Source organism: Paucimonas lemoignei (assembly GCF_004342585.1).
Lineage (GTDB): Bacteria > Pseudomonadota > Gammaproteobacteria > Burkholderiales > Burkholderiaceae_D > Paucimonas > Paucimonas lemoignei.
The window spans coordinates 89,236-102,574 of sequence record NZ_SLZQ01000002.1; the positions used below are offsets into that span (position 1 = coordinate 89,236).

The 13,339-nt window shown below is 59.8% G+C and carries 14 protein-coding genes; 7 read left to right on the plus strand and 7 right to left on the minus strand.

What is annotated here, in order from left to right:
- The first annotated feature begins 37 nt into the window (after window positions 1–37).
- Window positions 38–922 (plus strand): 3-hydroxyisobutyrate dehydrogenase, encoded by an 885-nt coding sequence (mmsB, locus tag EDC30_RS03605; RefSeq protein ID WP_132257763.1) that lies wholly within the window; start codon window positions 38–40, stop codon window positions 920–922.
- 30 nt (window positions 923–952) lie between these two features.
- Here the strand turns inward: mmsB and EDC30_RS03610 are convergent, their stop codons facing one another.
- Window positions 953–1,843, minus strand: coding sequence for an AEC family transporter (locus EDC30_RS03610; RefSeq protein ID WP_132257398.1), 891 nt, complete (start codon window positions 1,841–1,843; stop codon window positions 953–955).
- Between the two features lie 149 nt (window positions 1,844–1,992).
- Here EDC30_RS03610 and EDC30_RS03615 point away from each other — a divergent pair, with 149 nt between their 5' ends.
- The 4 genes from EDC30_RS03615 (at window position 1,993) to xerD (ending at window position 5,159) form a co-directional block, all read left to right on the plus strand.
- Window positions 1,993–2,736, plus strand: coding sequence for a TerC family protein (locus EDC30_RS03615; RefSeq protein ID WP_132257399.1), 744 nt, complete (start codon window positions 1,993–1,995; stop codon window positions 2,734–2,736).
- A gap of 39 nt (window positions 2,737–2,775) precedes the next feature.
- Window positions 2,776–3,201, plus strand: coding sequence for a universal stress protein (locus tag EDC30_RS03620; RefSeq protein ID WP_132257401.1), 426 nt, complete (start codon window positions 2,776–2,778; stop codon window positions 3,199–3,201).
- Between the two features lie 486 nt (window positions 3,202–3,687).
- Complete coding sequence (locus EDC30_RS03625) at window positions 3,688–4,197, plus strand: methylated-DNA--[protein]-cysteine S-methyltransferase (protein ID WP_132257403.1); 510 nt, start codon at window positions 3,688–3,690, stop codon at window positions 4,195–4,197.
- Entirely contained in the window at window positions 4,194–5,159 is a 966-nt protein-coding gene (xerD, locus tag EDC30_RS03630; protein ID WP_132257405.1) for a site-specific tyrosine recombinase XerD, read from the plus strand. The genes EDC30_RS03625 and xerD overlap by 4 nt, the downstream gene beginning before the upstream one ends.
- Window positions 5,160–5,215: 56 nt before the next feature.
- On the opposite strand, the gene EDC30_RS03635 is transcribed toward xerD, so the two are convergent.
- Window positions 5,216–6,235, minus strand: coding sequence for an endonuclease/exonuclease/phosphatase family protein (locus EDC30_RS03635; RefSeq protein ID WP_132257406.1), 1,020 nt, complete (start codon window positions 6,233–6,235; stop codon window positions 5,216–5,218).
- A gap of 45 nt (window positions 6,236–6,280) precedes the next feature.
- Between EDC30_RS03635 and ybaK the strand changes: the two genes are divergently transcribed.
- Both ybaK and plsY read left to right on the plus strand, forming a co-directional pair.
- Window positions 6,281–6,772, plus strand: a complete 492-nt coding sequence (gene ybaK / locus EDC30_RS03640) for a Cys-tRNA(Pro) deacylase (protein ID WP_132257408.1) — start codon at window positions 6,281–6,283, stop codon at window positions 6,770–6,772.
- 37 nt (window positions 6,773–6,809) lie between these two features.
- Complete coding sequence (gene plsY / locus EDC30_RS03645) at window positions 6,810–7,421, plus strand: glycerol-3-phosphate 1-O-acyltransferase PlsY (protein WP_132257410.1); 612 nt, start codon at window positions 6,810–6,812, stop codon at window positions 7,419–7,421.
- Window positions 7,422–7,517: 96 nt separating this feature from the next.
- On the opposite strand, the gene EDC30_RS03650 is transcribed toward plsY, so the two are convergent.
- From EDC30_RS03650 to EDC30_RS03670, 5 genes are all read right to left on the minus strand, one after another.
- Window positions 7,518–8,780 carry a putative Na+/H+ antiporter gene (locus EDC30_RS03650; protein WP_132257412.1) on the minus strand — a complete coding sequence of 421 codons (1,263 nt, stop codon included), beginning with the start codon at window positions 8,778–8,780 and terminating at the stop codon, window positions 7,518–7,520.
- Between the two features lie 159 nt (window positions 8,781–8,939).
- Complete coding sequence (gene tsaD / locus EDC30_RS03655; RefSeq protein WP_132257414.1) at window positions 8,940–9,968, minus strand: tRNA (adenosine(37)-N6)-threonylcarbamoyltransferase complex transferase subunit TsaD; 1,029 nt, start codon at window positions 9,966–9,968, stop codon at window positions 8,940–8,942.
- Between the two features lie 159 nt (window positions 9,969–10,127).
- Window positions 10,128–10,976 carry an ABC transporter ATP-binding protein gene (locus EDC30_RS03660; protein ID WP_132257415.1) on the minus strand — a complete coding sequence of 283 codons (849 nt, stop codon included), beginning with the start codon at window positions 10,974–10,976 and terminating at the stop codon, window positions 10,128–10,130.
- 11 nt (window positions 10,977–10,987) lie between these two features.
- A complete protein-coding gene (ntrB, locus tag EDC30_RS03665; protein WP_207907202.1) occupies window positions 10,988–11,857 on the minus strand; it encodes a nitrate ABC transporter permease in 870 nt (289 codons plus the stop codon).
- A gap of 40 nt (window positions 11,858–11,897) precedes the next feature.
- On the minus strand, window positions 11,898–13,211 hold the full coding sequence (locus tag EDC30_RS03670) for an ABC transporter substrate-binding protein (RefSeq protein ID WP_132257417.1): 1,314 nt from the start codon (window positions 13,209–13,211) through the stop codon (window positions 11,898–11,900).
- Window positions 13,212–13,339 lie beyond the last annotated feature (128 nt).

Consider the following 13,339-nt stretch of genomic DNA (forward strand, 5'->3'; position numbering starts at 1 on the left):
GCTTCCTGTCACCATAATTGAAATGAGCAAAAAGTCCATGCGCGTCGGTTTTGTCGGTTTGGGAAACATGGGTGCCCCCATGGTGGCGAACCTGCTGAAGGCAGGCTTGACCGTGAATGTCTTCGATATCAACCCGGCTGCGGTTGCAGCGGCTGTTGCTGGCGGCGCGGTTGCCGCCGGCTCGGCGAAAGACGTGGCTGCGCAATCCGAACTGGTGATGACGGCCTTGCCATCGCCGCGGCTTGTCAAGCAGGTTTACCTGGCGCAGGATGGCATCCTGGCCGGTGCTGGCAAGGATACCGTGCTGGTCGATTGCAGCACGATCGATCCGCATACCGCGCGCGAGCTGGTCGACGCGGCCGCTGCTCGCGGCCTGAAAATGGCGGATGCGCCGATATCCGGCGGCAGCATGGGCGCCAAGGCCGCCACGCTCACTTTCATGGTGGGCGCGGACGCCGACTTGTTTGCGCAGATCGAGCCGGTGCTGAAAACCATGGGCAAAAACGTCATTCATTGCGGCGAGCCCGGCAGCGGGCAAGTGGTCAAGATTTGCAACAACCTGCTGCTGGCGATTTCCATGACCGGCACCAGCGAAGTCATGGCGCTGGGAGTCAGGCTCGGAGTCGATCCGAAGGTTCTGGCCGGCGCGATCAACGTCTCGTCAGGCCGCTGCTTCAGTTCCGACACGATGAACCCGTGGCCCGGCGTGTCGCCCGATGCGCCGGCGTCCCATGGCTATGCACCCGGCGGCACGGCTGAAATCATGCTCAAGGATGTCAACCTGGCGGTGGATGCGGCGCGCGAAGTGAAACAGCCGGTGATACTGGGCGCGGTTTCGCAACAGCTCTATCAGATGCTGATTGCGCGCGGATGGGGAGACAAGGACTTGTCGGCAATCATTCAACTGTATCGCGACCAGTAAACCCGGGCAGCCCTAGCCCTATATGGCGTTTTACCCAGCCAGCGCCAGCCACACCGGCAAGGTCAGCGCCGACAATACCGTCCCCGCCGAAATCAGGAACGCGACAAAAGGCCCGTTGCCGCCCATGCGCGCCGCCAGCACATAGGCGCTGGAAGCGGTCGGCAAGGCGCCGAACAGCACGGCAGTCTGCAATTGCAGTTGCGGCAACCCCAGCCAGCGGCCAATGAAAAACGCCATGGCCGGCATGCCTACCAACTTAATCGCGGTAAACCAGGCGGCCAGCCCTTTAGCTTCATGCAAGCCGGACAAACGCAAACCCGCGCCCACCATGATCAAGCCAAGCGCAATCGACGCATTGCCCAGCCGCGACAGGCTGGCGCCCAGCACTTCCGGCACATGCAGGCCAGCGAGGTTGAACAGCACGCCGCACAAGGTCGACATGAGCAAGGGGTTCTTCACCATTTCCTTGAGCAGGTTGCCATCCTTGTGCGTGAGGGCATGCACTGCTGCCAGATTCGCTGTCGGCACGGCAAAGCCAATGATCAAGGCCATCAATCCGACTCCTTGCTCACCCGCTAAACGCGAAGCCAGGGCCAAGGCAATATAGGAATTGAAACGGAAAGCGGTTTGCACGCCCGATTCAAACAACATCGGCCCGGGACGAAACAGGAACTTGCCCAGCCATCCCAGGGCAATGCCGCCGGCCAGCGTCAGCATGGCCGTCTGGATCATCTTGCCGGTGCTGGCAAAGTCGAGCGGCGCGCGCGTGGTGGAATAAAACAGCAAGGCAGGAAACAGGACGTAATACACCAGCTTCTCTGCACCCATCCAGAATGCCTGTCCCCAGTTGGTGGTCCGGTATAACACGAAGCCCAGCAGGATGAGCGTGAAATCGGGAAACAGCAGGGAAGCAATCGACATGAAACAGCCAGCGCGAGAAGTCGCGGTAATAATGCAGGAAAGATGCTAAGCATACCTTGTTTCCGCAAGCTAATGATTCTCAGCCCAGCAGGAACAGCGCATAATGCTGGTTGTTTTCGCAAGTGATTTGTTATTTTGGAAAGGACATCATGGATTTCACCAGCCCTCAGTTCTGGATCGCGCTTTTGCAGATTGTGGCGATCGATATCGTACTGGGTGGCGACAATGCCGTCGTGATTGGCCTGGCCTGCCGGCGCTTGCCGGAACGCGAACGCAAGCTCGGTATCCTGTGGGGCATGGCCGGCGCGATCGGTTTGCGTGTCATCCTGATTTTCTTTGCCGTGAATCTGCTGCAGGTGCCCTTTTTGAAAATCGTTGGTGCTTTCCTGCTGTTCTGGATCGGCATCAAGCTATTGCAGCCGGAACCCGACGAAGGTGGGCATCACATCGAAGCCGGCACCACGCTGTTTGGCGCGGTCAAGACCATCATCATTGCCGATGCCGTGATGAGCCTGGATAACGTGATCGCCATCGCCGGCGCGGCGGGCGACCATCTGGTCCTGGTCATCTTCGGCTTGCTGCTGTCGATTCCCATCATCCTGCTTGGCAGCCAGCTGGTCATCAAGCTGATGGACCGTTTTCCGGTCGTTGTCATCGCCGGTGGCGCCTTGCTGGGCTGGATTGCGGGCGGCATGCTGGTGTCGGATGTGGCGGTCCATGACACCGTGATGCGCGCATTCCCGCTGGCCAAATGGGTCGCGCCGGCAATCGGCGCCGTCCTGGTGGTGGCGACCGGCAAGGCATTGGCTGGTCGCACCCAAGCGCAGCGGGCTGCAGCCATGGAGGATTTGGCCCGCGACAGCCGGCCGGACGAGCCGCCGCATGCCTCCTGATCCCCGATCGAACAGTAAATCACCATAAGGGAGAGTCCCATGTCCAAAATTCTGATCGCCTGTGATGATTCGCCCGGCTCCTTGCGCGGGCTGGCCTACCTGATCTCGAAAATCCAGGCGGGGCGCGAAAAAGCCGAGCTGCATATCGTGAATGTCCAGTATCCCTTGCATGGCGGCGTCAGCAGCTTTATCAGCGCCGCACAGATCAAGGAATTGCATCAGGAAGACGGCGCCAAGGCATTGGCCGGGGCGCGCAAGCTGCTGGATGAAGCCGGCATTCCCTATCAGGCGCATGTCTTTGTCGGCGAGCCGGCCGAAGTCATGGCGCGTTACGCCAACGAACAGGGATTCGATGAAATCGTCATGGGCACACGTGGACAGAACAAGATTTCCACCATGCTGCTGGGCTCGGTATCCTTGAAATTATTGAATCTTGCGAAAGTGCCGGTGCTGCTGGTGAAGTGACAGCGGCACGGTGAGTGCACACAAGGGAAAGGTTAAATTTCTTTAAATCAATTTTTTCGTTGGATAAATGTCAGCTTGACATGGTAAATAGTTGATGTTTGTCAGATAAAAGGAGAATCGCACTGCTACAGTGTCTGTCCACCGAAGTCGTATGTTAGGCAATACGCATACTGAAAACACCAGTAACAAAGTGCATGACATCAAATTTCGGTGAGGAAAAGCGCACCAAGGAGGAGCGAGGTGACAGCAAAAACACAGACGGATGCACCGTGTGGCGAGGAGACAGGTGTTCTGAGAATGCCGCTATAAAAGAGGTCCGGGACATCAAAAGATTTGGGCGCGTCGCGAGACGCGCTTTTTTTCTTTGTGTGCTATCTCATTAAATACCTTGGGCCGCATTCTGAAGTCCGGACATGTTTGTCATGACGATGCCGGATCGGCACGGACGGTTCCGTCCGAACCGGTTTTGCGCTAAGCTTTGCGGCCATGACTTCTCCGCAAAACGGCCCGATTTTTTCCGCCATCGTTCCCGCCCCGTTCGGCTTCATCGGCATCCGCAGCGATGACCAATACGTGCATGAACTGGTGTATCTGCCGTCTTCGTTTGCGCGCGACGAGCAGGCGCCCTCGAATCGCCCCGCCGAGCTGGCGGCACGCCAGGTCGAACGCTATTTCAAGCAAGCCGATTTCCGTTTCGATCTTCCCCTGGCCAAGGTCGGCACGGCGTTTCAGCAACGTGTGTGGCAAGCCATCTCCAGCATTCCGCGCGGCGAAGTGCTGACCTATGGCGCTGTCGCCAAGGCGGTGGGATGCGGGTCGCCGCGCGCCGTCGGCCAGGCCTGCGGCGCCAACTGGTTTCCGCTGGTGATTCCCTGCCATCGCGTGACGGCCAGTGGCGGCCTGGGCGGCTTTTCCAATCATGACGATGTCACCGGCTTTCATGTCGGCGTCAAGCGTTGGCTCCTGGCGCATGAAGGCGTCGCCGGTTATCAGTGAATAAGGCAGTCAAACCCCGCACCCGCACGCCGCGTGCCGTTCCGGCGGCAAGTTCCGCTCCAGGCCTTGCGGCGGAAGATCAGGCTGCCATCGATGAATTCTGCGACAGCCTGTGGCTGGAGGATGGCCTGGCGAAAAACACGCTGGAAGCGTACCGGCGCGACATGCGCCTGTTTGCATTATGGTTGCGCGCCGAGCGCAGCAAGCCTGTGCTGCAGGCGCAGGCGGATGACTTGCATGCATATTTCGCCGCTCGTCATGCCGATACCAAGGCTACGTCGGCCAATCGGCGCCTGGCGGTATTGAAGCGCTTTTACCAGCTGGCGCTGCGGCAGAAAAAGATCGAGGCCGATCCCTGCCTGCACATGCAGTCGGCCAAGCAACCGCCGCGTTTTCCCAAGACCTTGTCCGAAGCGCAGGTCGAAGCATTGCTGGCGGCGCCCGATGCCAATACGCCGCTGGGCTTGCGCGACCGCACCATGCTCGAACTGATGTATGCCAGCGGCTTGCGCGTCTCGGAACTGGTATTGCTCAAGTCGATCGAGGTCGGCATGAATGAAGGCGTCTTGCGCATCACCGGCAAGGGCAGCAAGACCCGCCTGGTGCCTTTCGGCGAGGAAGCGCGTGCCTGGATCGAGCGATATCTGCGCGAGGCAAGGAGGCAGATTCTGAATGGCCAGGTTTCCGACGCCCTGTTCGTCACCGCCCGCGGCGGCGCCATGACCCGGCAAATGTTCTGGACGCTGATAAAAAAACACGCGGCCAAGGCAGGCATCCATGCACCCTTGTCGCCGCATACGCTGCGCCATGCCTTTGCCACGCATTTGCTCAATCATGGCGCCGACCTGCGCGTGGTGCAGCTGTTGCTGGGGCATGCCGATATCTCGACGACGCAAATCTATACGCACGTGGCGCGCGAGCGCCTGAAGCAATTGCATGCGCAGCATCATCCGCGCGGGTGAATGGCAGCCGGCGTCAAGCGAACTGCGAAGTGAAAGGCAAGTGAGGAGCAGGGGTCTCAGGGAAAGGCATCGCCCAAGGGGCCAGTGCCGGCATCGCTTGCGGCGGTATCGTGCAAAATCAGGCGCACCACCACGGCGCCATGGTCCGAGGCTTGCGGGTCATGCAGGTGGATATGATCGTTCACGTATGCCACTTCCGAGATCGTGCCTAAGGCTTCTGGCCATTCCGGATGGAATTCCTTGGACACCAGCACGTGGTCGATCGTATGGAAGACGCCTTCGTGCAGGTGACTGTAGCCGACGTCACGCGAAAAATCACGTAGCTCCTGGATGTGGTAGCTGTCGAACAGGCGCAGGCCGAAGTCTTCCGGATCGAGCTGCGGCCTTCCCACGCCCATCACCAGTTGCGTGGTGACCGACTCGGCAATGTCATTGAAATCGCCCATGACCATCAGCGGCACATGATCATCGTCGCGCATCAAGCCGTCGAGCACATGGCGCAGCCCCACCGCTTCGATGCCGCGCCGATACAGCGAACGCAGCGACGCCAGGTCATACAGCCCCGGGTCCAGGATATCTTCGCCATCGAGATAGTCCGGCCGCTTGGACTTCAGATGCACCACCAGAATATTTACCTTCAATTCCGGAGTCAGTTGCACCGGCACATGCAAGAGCGGACGGGTAAAGCGCGTCAGCGGCAGGCTTTGCGGGCCCAGGCTGGCGAGCACGGCGGGCGGCAGGCCGTGATACGACGCGGGGGGCGCGGCAAACGGCAGGCGCGACACCAGGGCGACGCTGGGAGTCAACGGTTCAATGGCGGGGTCCGGATCGAAGCCGGCATGATGTGCTTCGCGGTAATGACGCGTGCGTACCAGGACGTCGCGCAATGCCGATTGCGAAAAAATTTCCTGAAAGGCGATGACATCGGCATCGATCTCATCGATCTTGCGTGCCAGCCAGTTCAGCTTCGCTTCATACTCTTCCGGGGTATAGGGCGGCACATTGTCGTAAAAACTCACGCCTGGCAGTGCCAGATTGCATACATTGAAGGTCGCAAAGCGGATTTCTTGTTGCATAATAAGCCCCGGTTTCAATCTGCGAACAGGTTTAGCGTAACACGCATGGCTAAAAAAGAGCACGTTTCCGAAACGCCGGCAACGCAATTTCTGCGCCGGCACGGCATCGCCTTCACTGAACATCCGTATACCTATGAAGAGCATGGCGGCACCGCGGTGTCGTCGCGCGAACTGGGGGTGGAGGAGCATAGCGTCGTCAAGACGCTGGTGATGCAGGACGATGCGGCCAAGCCGCTGATCGTGCTGATGCATGGCGATTGCAAGGTTTCGACAAAGAACCTGGCGCGACAGATCGGCTGCAAATCGGTCGAGCCTTGCAAGCCGGAAGTGGCCAATCGCCATTCCGGTTATCTGGTGGGCGGCACGTCGCCGTTCGGTACGCGCAAGACCATGCCGGTCTATGTCGAGGAAAGCATTCTTGGACTGGACAAGATTTACATCAACGGCGGACGGCGCGGCTATCTGGTCGGCATCGATCCGAAAGTGCTGGTGACAAGCTTGCAAGCCACGCCGGTGAATTGTGCGCTGGCGGATTGAGTAGTTACAACTATACATACAGCTTCAAGGGGAAAGAATGATTTATTTGGCATTTGCGCTGGCGGCTTACCTGATTGGCTCGCTGTCGTTTGCGGTGGTGGTCAGCCGCGTGTTTGGCCTGGCCGATCCGCGCACGTATGGCTCGAAAAATCCGGGGGCGACCAATGTGCTACGCAGCGGTAACAAGGCCGCTGCCGCGCTGACGCTTGCCGGTGATTGCTTCAAGGGATGGCTGGCGGTGTGGCTGGCGCAGAAAATCGGTCCGCAGTACGGTCTCGATGAAGCCGGTGTGGCGCTGGTGGCGATCTTCGTATTCATCGGCCATCTGTGGCCAGTGTTTTTCAAATTCGTCGGTGGCAAAGGCGTGGCGACGGCGCTCGGTGTTTTATTGGGCGTGAATGGCTGGCTGGGCCTGGCGACGCTGGTGACCTGGCTGGTGATTGCGTATGCCTTCCGCTACTCCTCGCTGGCGGCGCTGGTGGCGGCAGTGTTTGCGCCGTTCTATTACGGCCTGCTGTTTGGCACGGATGAAATCCTGCTGGCGATACTGGTCATGAGCGCATTGCTGGTTTACCGGCATCGCGCCAATATCGGCAATCTCCTGGCCGGCAAGGAAAGCCGCATCGGCAGCAAGAAAAAAGCAGGCTGAAAAAATAGCCTGCAGCCGGCATTGCCAGCAACCATAAAAAAAACGGGGCGGATACATTCCGCCCCGTTTGCATTTGACTCGTGCTGCGTCAGCCTGCTACAGCAACAGGAAGCAGAGCATGGCGACCACCGTCGGCGTGAGGGCGGCGGCGAACAGGCCGAGCGGGCTGATGGATTCCTCATCGAAGCTGCCCTTGAGAATCGCAAAGCCAGCCGGATTGGGCGCATTGGCAATCACGGTCAAGCCGCCGCCGGTGACGGCGCCTGCCACCAGGGCGTATTTGGCCGTATCCGAAATGCCTTCCACCAGCGAGCCGAGGTAGGTCAGCGCCGCATTATCGGTAATCGCCGTAAGAGCCGTGGCGCCGAAATACAGCACGGTCGCATCCATGCCGGCCAGGAGCGGTTGCAGCCACCACTTCTGTTCGCCACCGAGGATGACGAGGCCCGCCAGGAAGAACGCCACCATCAAGCCTTCGCGCAGCATCAGCGGATCCTGATATTTATGGTAAGCCTCGGTAAAGCCCAGGAAAAACAGGAAGAGGCCAAAGAAAACGACCGGGTGATGATTGAAATACACCACGCCAAGCAGGAATAGCACGTGGATGGCGACCACCAGGAACGGCATGCCATCCTTATTGTTTTCTGTAGCAGGCGTTTGCAGCGCCGACAACTCGCGGCGGAACAGCAGGGCGGCGCCGATGGCATTGATGCCGACCGCCAGTGCCGCCTTCCAGCCAAACATGCTGAGCATGAAGGGCAAGTCCCAGCCCCACTTGGCCGCCACCATCAGCACCGGAGGCGCGGCATAGGGCGTGAGCACGCCGCCGATCGAGACATTCACCAGCAGCACGCCCAGGGTGACATACTTGAGGCGTTGCGAAATCGGCTGGCTGTAATAGCGGTCGCGCAGCAATAGCGCAGCCAGGGTCATGGCGGCCGGTTCGGTGATGAAAGAACCCAGCAGCGGCACCACGCTCAGGCAGGTCAGGTAATAGGCGACGGGCGCTGCCAAGGGCAGGACCGCGGAAATCCAGTCGACCAGGCGCTTGGCCAGATACAGGATCGGACGGGTGCCGGCCATCACCAGGATCACGAACACGAACAGCGGTTCGGTCAGGTTTTGCTGCTCCAGGTAGTCGATGGCGGTGTGCATGTCGGCCGTGACCGCCATGAACAGGATCAGTATCATCGCCCAGAAGCCAAAGACCGCTTCGACTTCGCCCAGCAGGTGAAACAGCCCGGCATGTCGCGGATGCGTATGCGACAGGTGGTCGAAGAACTTGGTGGAAAAGGTGTGCAATACCGCCAGCGCAAAAATGGTGGCGCCGGCATACTGGATCAATTGGGAAGTCGGCATGGAAGTACTCTGAAATGCAAGGCTGACATTTTCCCATATATACAGACATTTCTATACACAGGGGCAATCCGGGTGCAATTGCCGCTGCCGTTTTGCCGGAGGCGCGGTGACGAAAGCTTGGTCATGAAAGCGTGCTTGTCGAAGCTTGGCTGTCAACACTCAAGCGGCAGGCAGTTCTTCCAGCGGCCAGCGCGGCCGCACTCCGAACGAATAGTCGCGCGTGGCCGCGTCAGGATTGCGCATCAAGCGCTGGGCGCCGGCAAAGGCAATCATGGCGCCATTATCGGTACAGAATTGCAGCTCGGGATAGAACACGCGGAAGCGCCGTTTTTGCGCCGCTGCGTTGAGGGCCGCGCGCAGTTGCGCATTGGCACCGACGCCGCCGGCGATCACCAGTCGCTTCAAGCCGGTCTGCTTGAGCGCATCGACACATTTGGCCACCAGCACGTCAACGATGGCATCGACGAAGGCGCGGGCGATGTTCGCCTTGTCCTGTTCGCAGATATTGGCCGGATGCTTTTTCACCAGGGTCAGCACGGCGGTCTTCAGGCCGGAAAAGCTGAAATCCAGATTTTTCGAATGCAGCATCGGCCGCGGCAGCTTGTAGGCATTGGGGTCGCCAAACTCCGCCAGCCGCGAAATCGCCGGTCCGCCCGGGTAACCCAGGCCCAGCAGCTTGGCCGACTTGTCGAAGGCTTCGCCGGCGGCGTCATCCATGGTTTCGCCCAGCAGCGTATAGCGGCCGACGCCATCCACCCGCATCAGTTGCGTGTGGCCGCCCGAGACCAGCAGGGCGATGAAGGGAAATTCCGGCGGATCTTTTGCCAGGAGCGGTGACAGTAAATGTCCTTCCAGATGGTGCACGCCCAGCACCGGCTTGTCTAATGCCAGTCCCAGGCCGCAGGCCACCGAGGCGCCGACCAGCAATGCGCCGGCCAGGCCAGGGCCCTGGGTATAGGCGATGGCATCGATGGCCGACAATGGCGAGCCGCTTTGTTCCAGCACTTGCTGCAAAAGTGGCAAGGCGCGGCGGATGTGGTCGCGCGAAGCCAGCTCCGGCACTACGCCGCCATACGCTTCATGCATCGCCACCTGCGAGTGCAGGGCGTGGCCAAGCAGGCCGCCTTGCGTATCGTACAAGGCAACGCCGGTTTCGTCACAGGAGGATTCGATGCCAAGGACAAGCATGGGAAGAGCAGCTGGGAAGGAGGCGGCTGGTGGTGTGGAACAAGCCGAGATTGTAACGTATTCCGCCGTCACTGGCCCGGCACGGAAACGCTTGAAGAGGAAATGGCATGGTCCGGCGGCGCTGGGCGCGACGTCGGACCATGCCGGGGAATGCGCCGCTTACGCCGTGGCTTTCTCTGCCTGGCCGGCGGCCTTGCTCTGGCGGGATGCGTTGATCGATTCGAGCTTGCGCTGCTTCTCGTACAGGAAGGTGAGTATCTCCTGGCGGCAGTGGTTGTACACCGGGTCGCCGGCCAGCGTAATGCGATTGCGCGGACGGGGCAGGTCGATATTGAGCACCTGGCCGATCGTGGCCGATGGCCCGTTAGTCATCATCACCACGCGATCGGACAGCAATACCGCCTCGTCGACGTCGTGGGTGATCATCATCACGGTATTGCCCAGTTCCGCCTGGATGCGAATGACTTCATCCTGCAGATGGGCACGGGTCAGCGCATCGAGCGCACCGAACGGCTCGTCGAGCAGCAGCACTTTCGGTTCCATGGCCAGCGCCCGGGCGATGCCGACGCGCTGCTTCATGCCGCCAGAGATTTGCGACGGCAGACGGTCAAGCGCATGCGACATATTGACCATCGCCAGGTTATGCAGGATCCATTCCTTGCGTTCAGCCGCGCTTTTCTTATCCTTGAAAATCTTGTTGACCGCGATTTCGACGTTCTGGTAGACCGTCAGCCAGGGCAGCAGCGAATGGTTCTGAAACACCACCGCGCGGTCGGGGCCGGGAGCGTTGACTTCGCGCCCATCGACGATGACGCCGCCCGAGGTGGCCTTCAGCAGTCCCGCGACGATATTGAGCACCGTGGATTTGCCGCAGCCCGAGTGGCCGATCAGCGAGATGAATTCGCCGCGCTCGACAGTCAGGTTGATACCCTTGAGTACCTGGGTCGAGGTTGCTCCGTTTCCGAAGCTCATGTCGACTTGCGAAAGGGTGAGATAGGGTTGGCTCATGATGATCTCCTTCAGCCGGCGGAAGTGCCCCGTGTAATCTTCTTGCCGATCCAGGCAACGATACGGTCAAGCGTGAAACCGACCAGGCCCACATACACCAGGGCGAGGATGATGTCGGAAATGCGGGACGAATTCCATGCATCCCAGATAAAGAACCCGATGCCGACGCCGCCGATCAGCATTTCCGCCGCGATGATCGCCAGCCAGGACAAGCCGACGCCGATGCGCAGTCCGGAGAAGATGTACGGCGCGGCGGCCGGCAGCATGATCTTGCCGAAGTACTCGACGCCGTTCAGGCGAACCACGCGGGCAACGTTGCGGTAATCTTCGGGAATGTTGCGAATGCCAACCGAGGTATTGATGATGATCGGCCAGATCGAAGTAATGAAAATCACAAAGATGGCCGACGGATTGCCGTCGCGGAAACCGGCCAGCGAAATCGGCAGCCATGCCAGCGGCGGCACCGTGCGCAGCACCTGGAACAATGGGTCGAGGCCGCGCAGCGCCCAGGTCGACTGGCCGACCAGTACGCCAAGGCCGACGCCGACCACAACCGCCAGGGTATAACCGTAGGCGACGCGCTGCAGGCTGGCCAGGATTTGCCAGGCCAGCCCGACGTCGTTGCCGCCATTGTTAAAGAACGGATCCACGATCAGCTCCCAGGTGTCATTCACCACCTGGCTCGGGCTGGGCAGGGCGGCGCCGGGACGCGAGCCCAGAATTTGCCAGATGAGGATCAGCAAACCGATGATGACAATCGGCGGCACCACTCGCGAGAGGAAGGTGCGGCCCGCCGACACAAGCGACGCTTGCCATGCCGGCGCGGTTCGCATTGCCGCCGTCGCAAGGGGGATCGGCGCGATGGTTTCAGAGTTACTCATGGAATTCTCCTGTGGTTCAAAACGTGGTCCGCTCCGGTGCTCAGGCGCTCTTCAGGTACTTGATCGCCAGGCTGTCGAGATAGGCTTTCGGCTTGGCGGGATCGAATACTTTGCCGTCAAAGAATTTCTCGACGCCGCGTGACGTGGAAGTCGGAATATCCTTGGCTGAGACGCCCAGTTCCTTGGCTGCTGTTTTCCACATGTCTTCGCGGTTGACCTTGGCGATCAGGTTCTTGGTATCGAGGTTCATGGGCAGATAGCCCCAGCGCTGGTTTTCAGTCAGGAACCAGAGATCGTGGCTCTGGAAGGGGTAGCTGGCATTGTCCTTCCAGAATCGCATCTGGAATTTGCTGTTGGCTTCGACGCGGCCGGTGCCATAGTCGAAATCTCCCTTGACTCGGTCGATGATGTCCGCCACCGGCGCATTGATCCAGCGCCGGCGCGAGCAGATCTCGGCTACCTCGGCGCGGTTCTTCGGATCTTCGCACCACATCTGCGCTTCCATGATTGCCTTGAGCAAGGCCTTGGCCGAGTTGGGATTGGCGTCGACATAATCGGCGCGCATCGCAAAGGATTTTTCCGGATGATTCATCCACAGCTCGCTGGTGGTCAGCGCGGTGTAGCCGATCTTCTGATTGATCAGCTGACGGTTCCACGGCTCGCACACGCAGAAGGTATCCATGCTGCCGACCTTCATGTTGGCCACCATTTGCGCAGGTGGCACCACGATGGTCGAGATATCTCGGGTCGGGTCGACGCCGCCGGCGGCCATCCAGTAGCGAATCCACATATCGTGCGTGCCGCCCGGGAAAGTCATGGCGGCGTTCACCGGCTTGCCTGTCTTCAGCCGCTTGGCCAGCAATGCCTTCTTGAATTCCTTGTTATCCAGGCCGACTTTCAGGTCCTTGTACTCGTTGGCTACCGAAATGCACTGGCCGCCCAGGTTCAGGCGCGCCAGGATATACATTGGCGTCGGCACGTTGTTTGCCGTGACCGCGCCGGTGCTGATCAGATAGGGCATGGGCGTCAGGATGTGCGCGCCGTCGATGCCATTGCTCTTCGATCCCAGGACCAGATTGTCGCGCGTCGTGCCCCAGGACGATTGCTTGACGACTTCGACCTCGGTCATGCCATGCTTCTTGAAGAATCCCTTTTCATCCGCAACGAACAGCGGCGCGGCATCGGTGAGCGCGATGAAGCCAAGCTTGGCTGCCTTGGTTTCCAGCGCGGTGTTCTGCGCCGACGCGATCGCCGGCCACAGGCTGCCAGTAATACTTGCGCCCGCCAGAGCGGCAGCGCCCTTGATGACCGAACGGCGCGACAAGTTTGCAGGCTTGTTCGATTTGCTATCCATTTTCAGCTCCCCGTGTAGCAAAATAAAAAACGTCCATCACACCGCCTGTTTAAATAACAAACGGAGGATGGACGCCGTTGTCCAGAAGTCGGTATTGACTTTCACTCGCGCCGCCGTTGGCGCGGGCT

Excerpts from the sequence above, each read along its gene's own strand:
- mmsB (WP_132257763.1), top strand. The coding sequence starts at position 38 with ATGCGCGTCGGTTTTGTCGGTTTGGGAAACATGGGTGCCCCCATGGTG.
- EDC30_RS03610 (WP_132257398.1), bottom strand. The coding sequence starts at position 1,843 with ATGTCGATTGCTTCCCTGCTGTTTCCCGATTTCACGCTCATCCTGCTG.
- EDC30_RS03615 (WP_132257399.1), top strand. The coding sequence starts at position 1,993 with ATGGATTTCACCAGCCCTCAGTTCTGGATCGCGCTTTTGCAGATTGTG.
- EDC30_RS03620 (WP_132257401.1), top strand. The coding sequence starts at position 2,776 with ATGTCCAAAATTCTGATCGCCTGTGATGATTCGCCCGGCTCCTTGCGC.
- EDC30_RS03625 (WP_132257403.1), top strand. The coding sequence starts at position 3,688 with ATGACTTCTCCGCAAAACGGCCCGATTTTTTCCGCCATCGTTCCCGCC.
- EDC30_RS03635 (WP_132257406.1), bottom strand. The coding sequence starts at position 6,235 with ATGCAACAAGAAATCCGCTTTGCGACCTTCAATGTATGCAATCTGGCA.
- ybaK (WP_132257408.1), top strand. The coding sequence starts at position 6,281 with ATGGCTAAAAAAGAGCACGTTTCCGAAACGCCGGCAACGCAATTTCTG.
- plsY (WP_132257410.1), top strand. The coding sequence starts at position 6,810 with ATGATTTATTTGGCATTTGCGCTGGCGGCTTACCTGATTGGCTCGCTG.
- EDC30_RS03650 (WP_132257412.1), bottom strand. The coding sequence starts at position 8,780 with ATGCCGACTTCCCAATTGATCCAGTATGCCGGCGCCACCATTTTTGCG.
- tsaD (WP_132257414.1), bottom strand. The coding sequence starts at position 9,968 with ATGCTTGTCCTTGGCATCGAATCCTCCTGTGACGAAACCGGCGTTGCC.
- EDC30_RS03660 (WP_132257415.1), bottom strand. The coding sequence starts at position 10,976 with ATGAGCCAACCCTATCTCACCCTTTCGCAAGTCGACATGAGCTTCGGA.
- ntrB (WP_207907202.1), bottom strand. The coding sequence starts at position 11,857 with ATGAGTAACTCTGAAACCATCGCGCCGATCCCCCTTGCGACGGCGGCA.
- EDC30_RS03670 (WP_132257417.1), bottom strand. The coding sequence starts at position 13,211 with ATGGATAGCAAATCGAACAAGCCTGCAAACTTGTCGCGCCGTTCGGTC.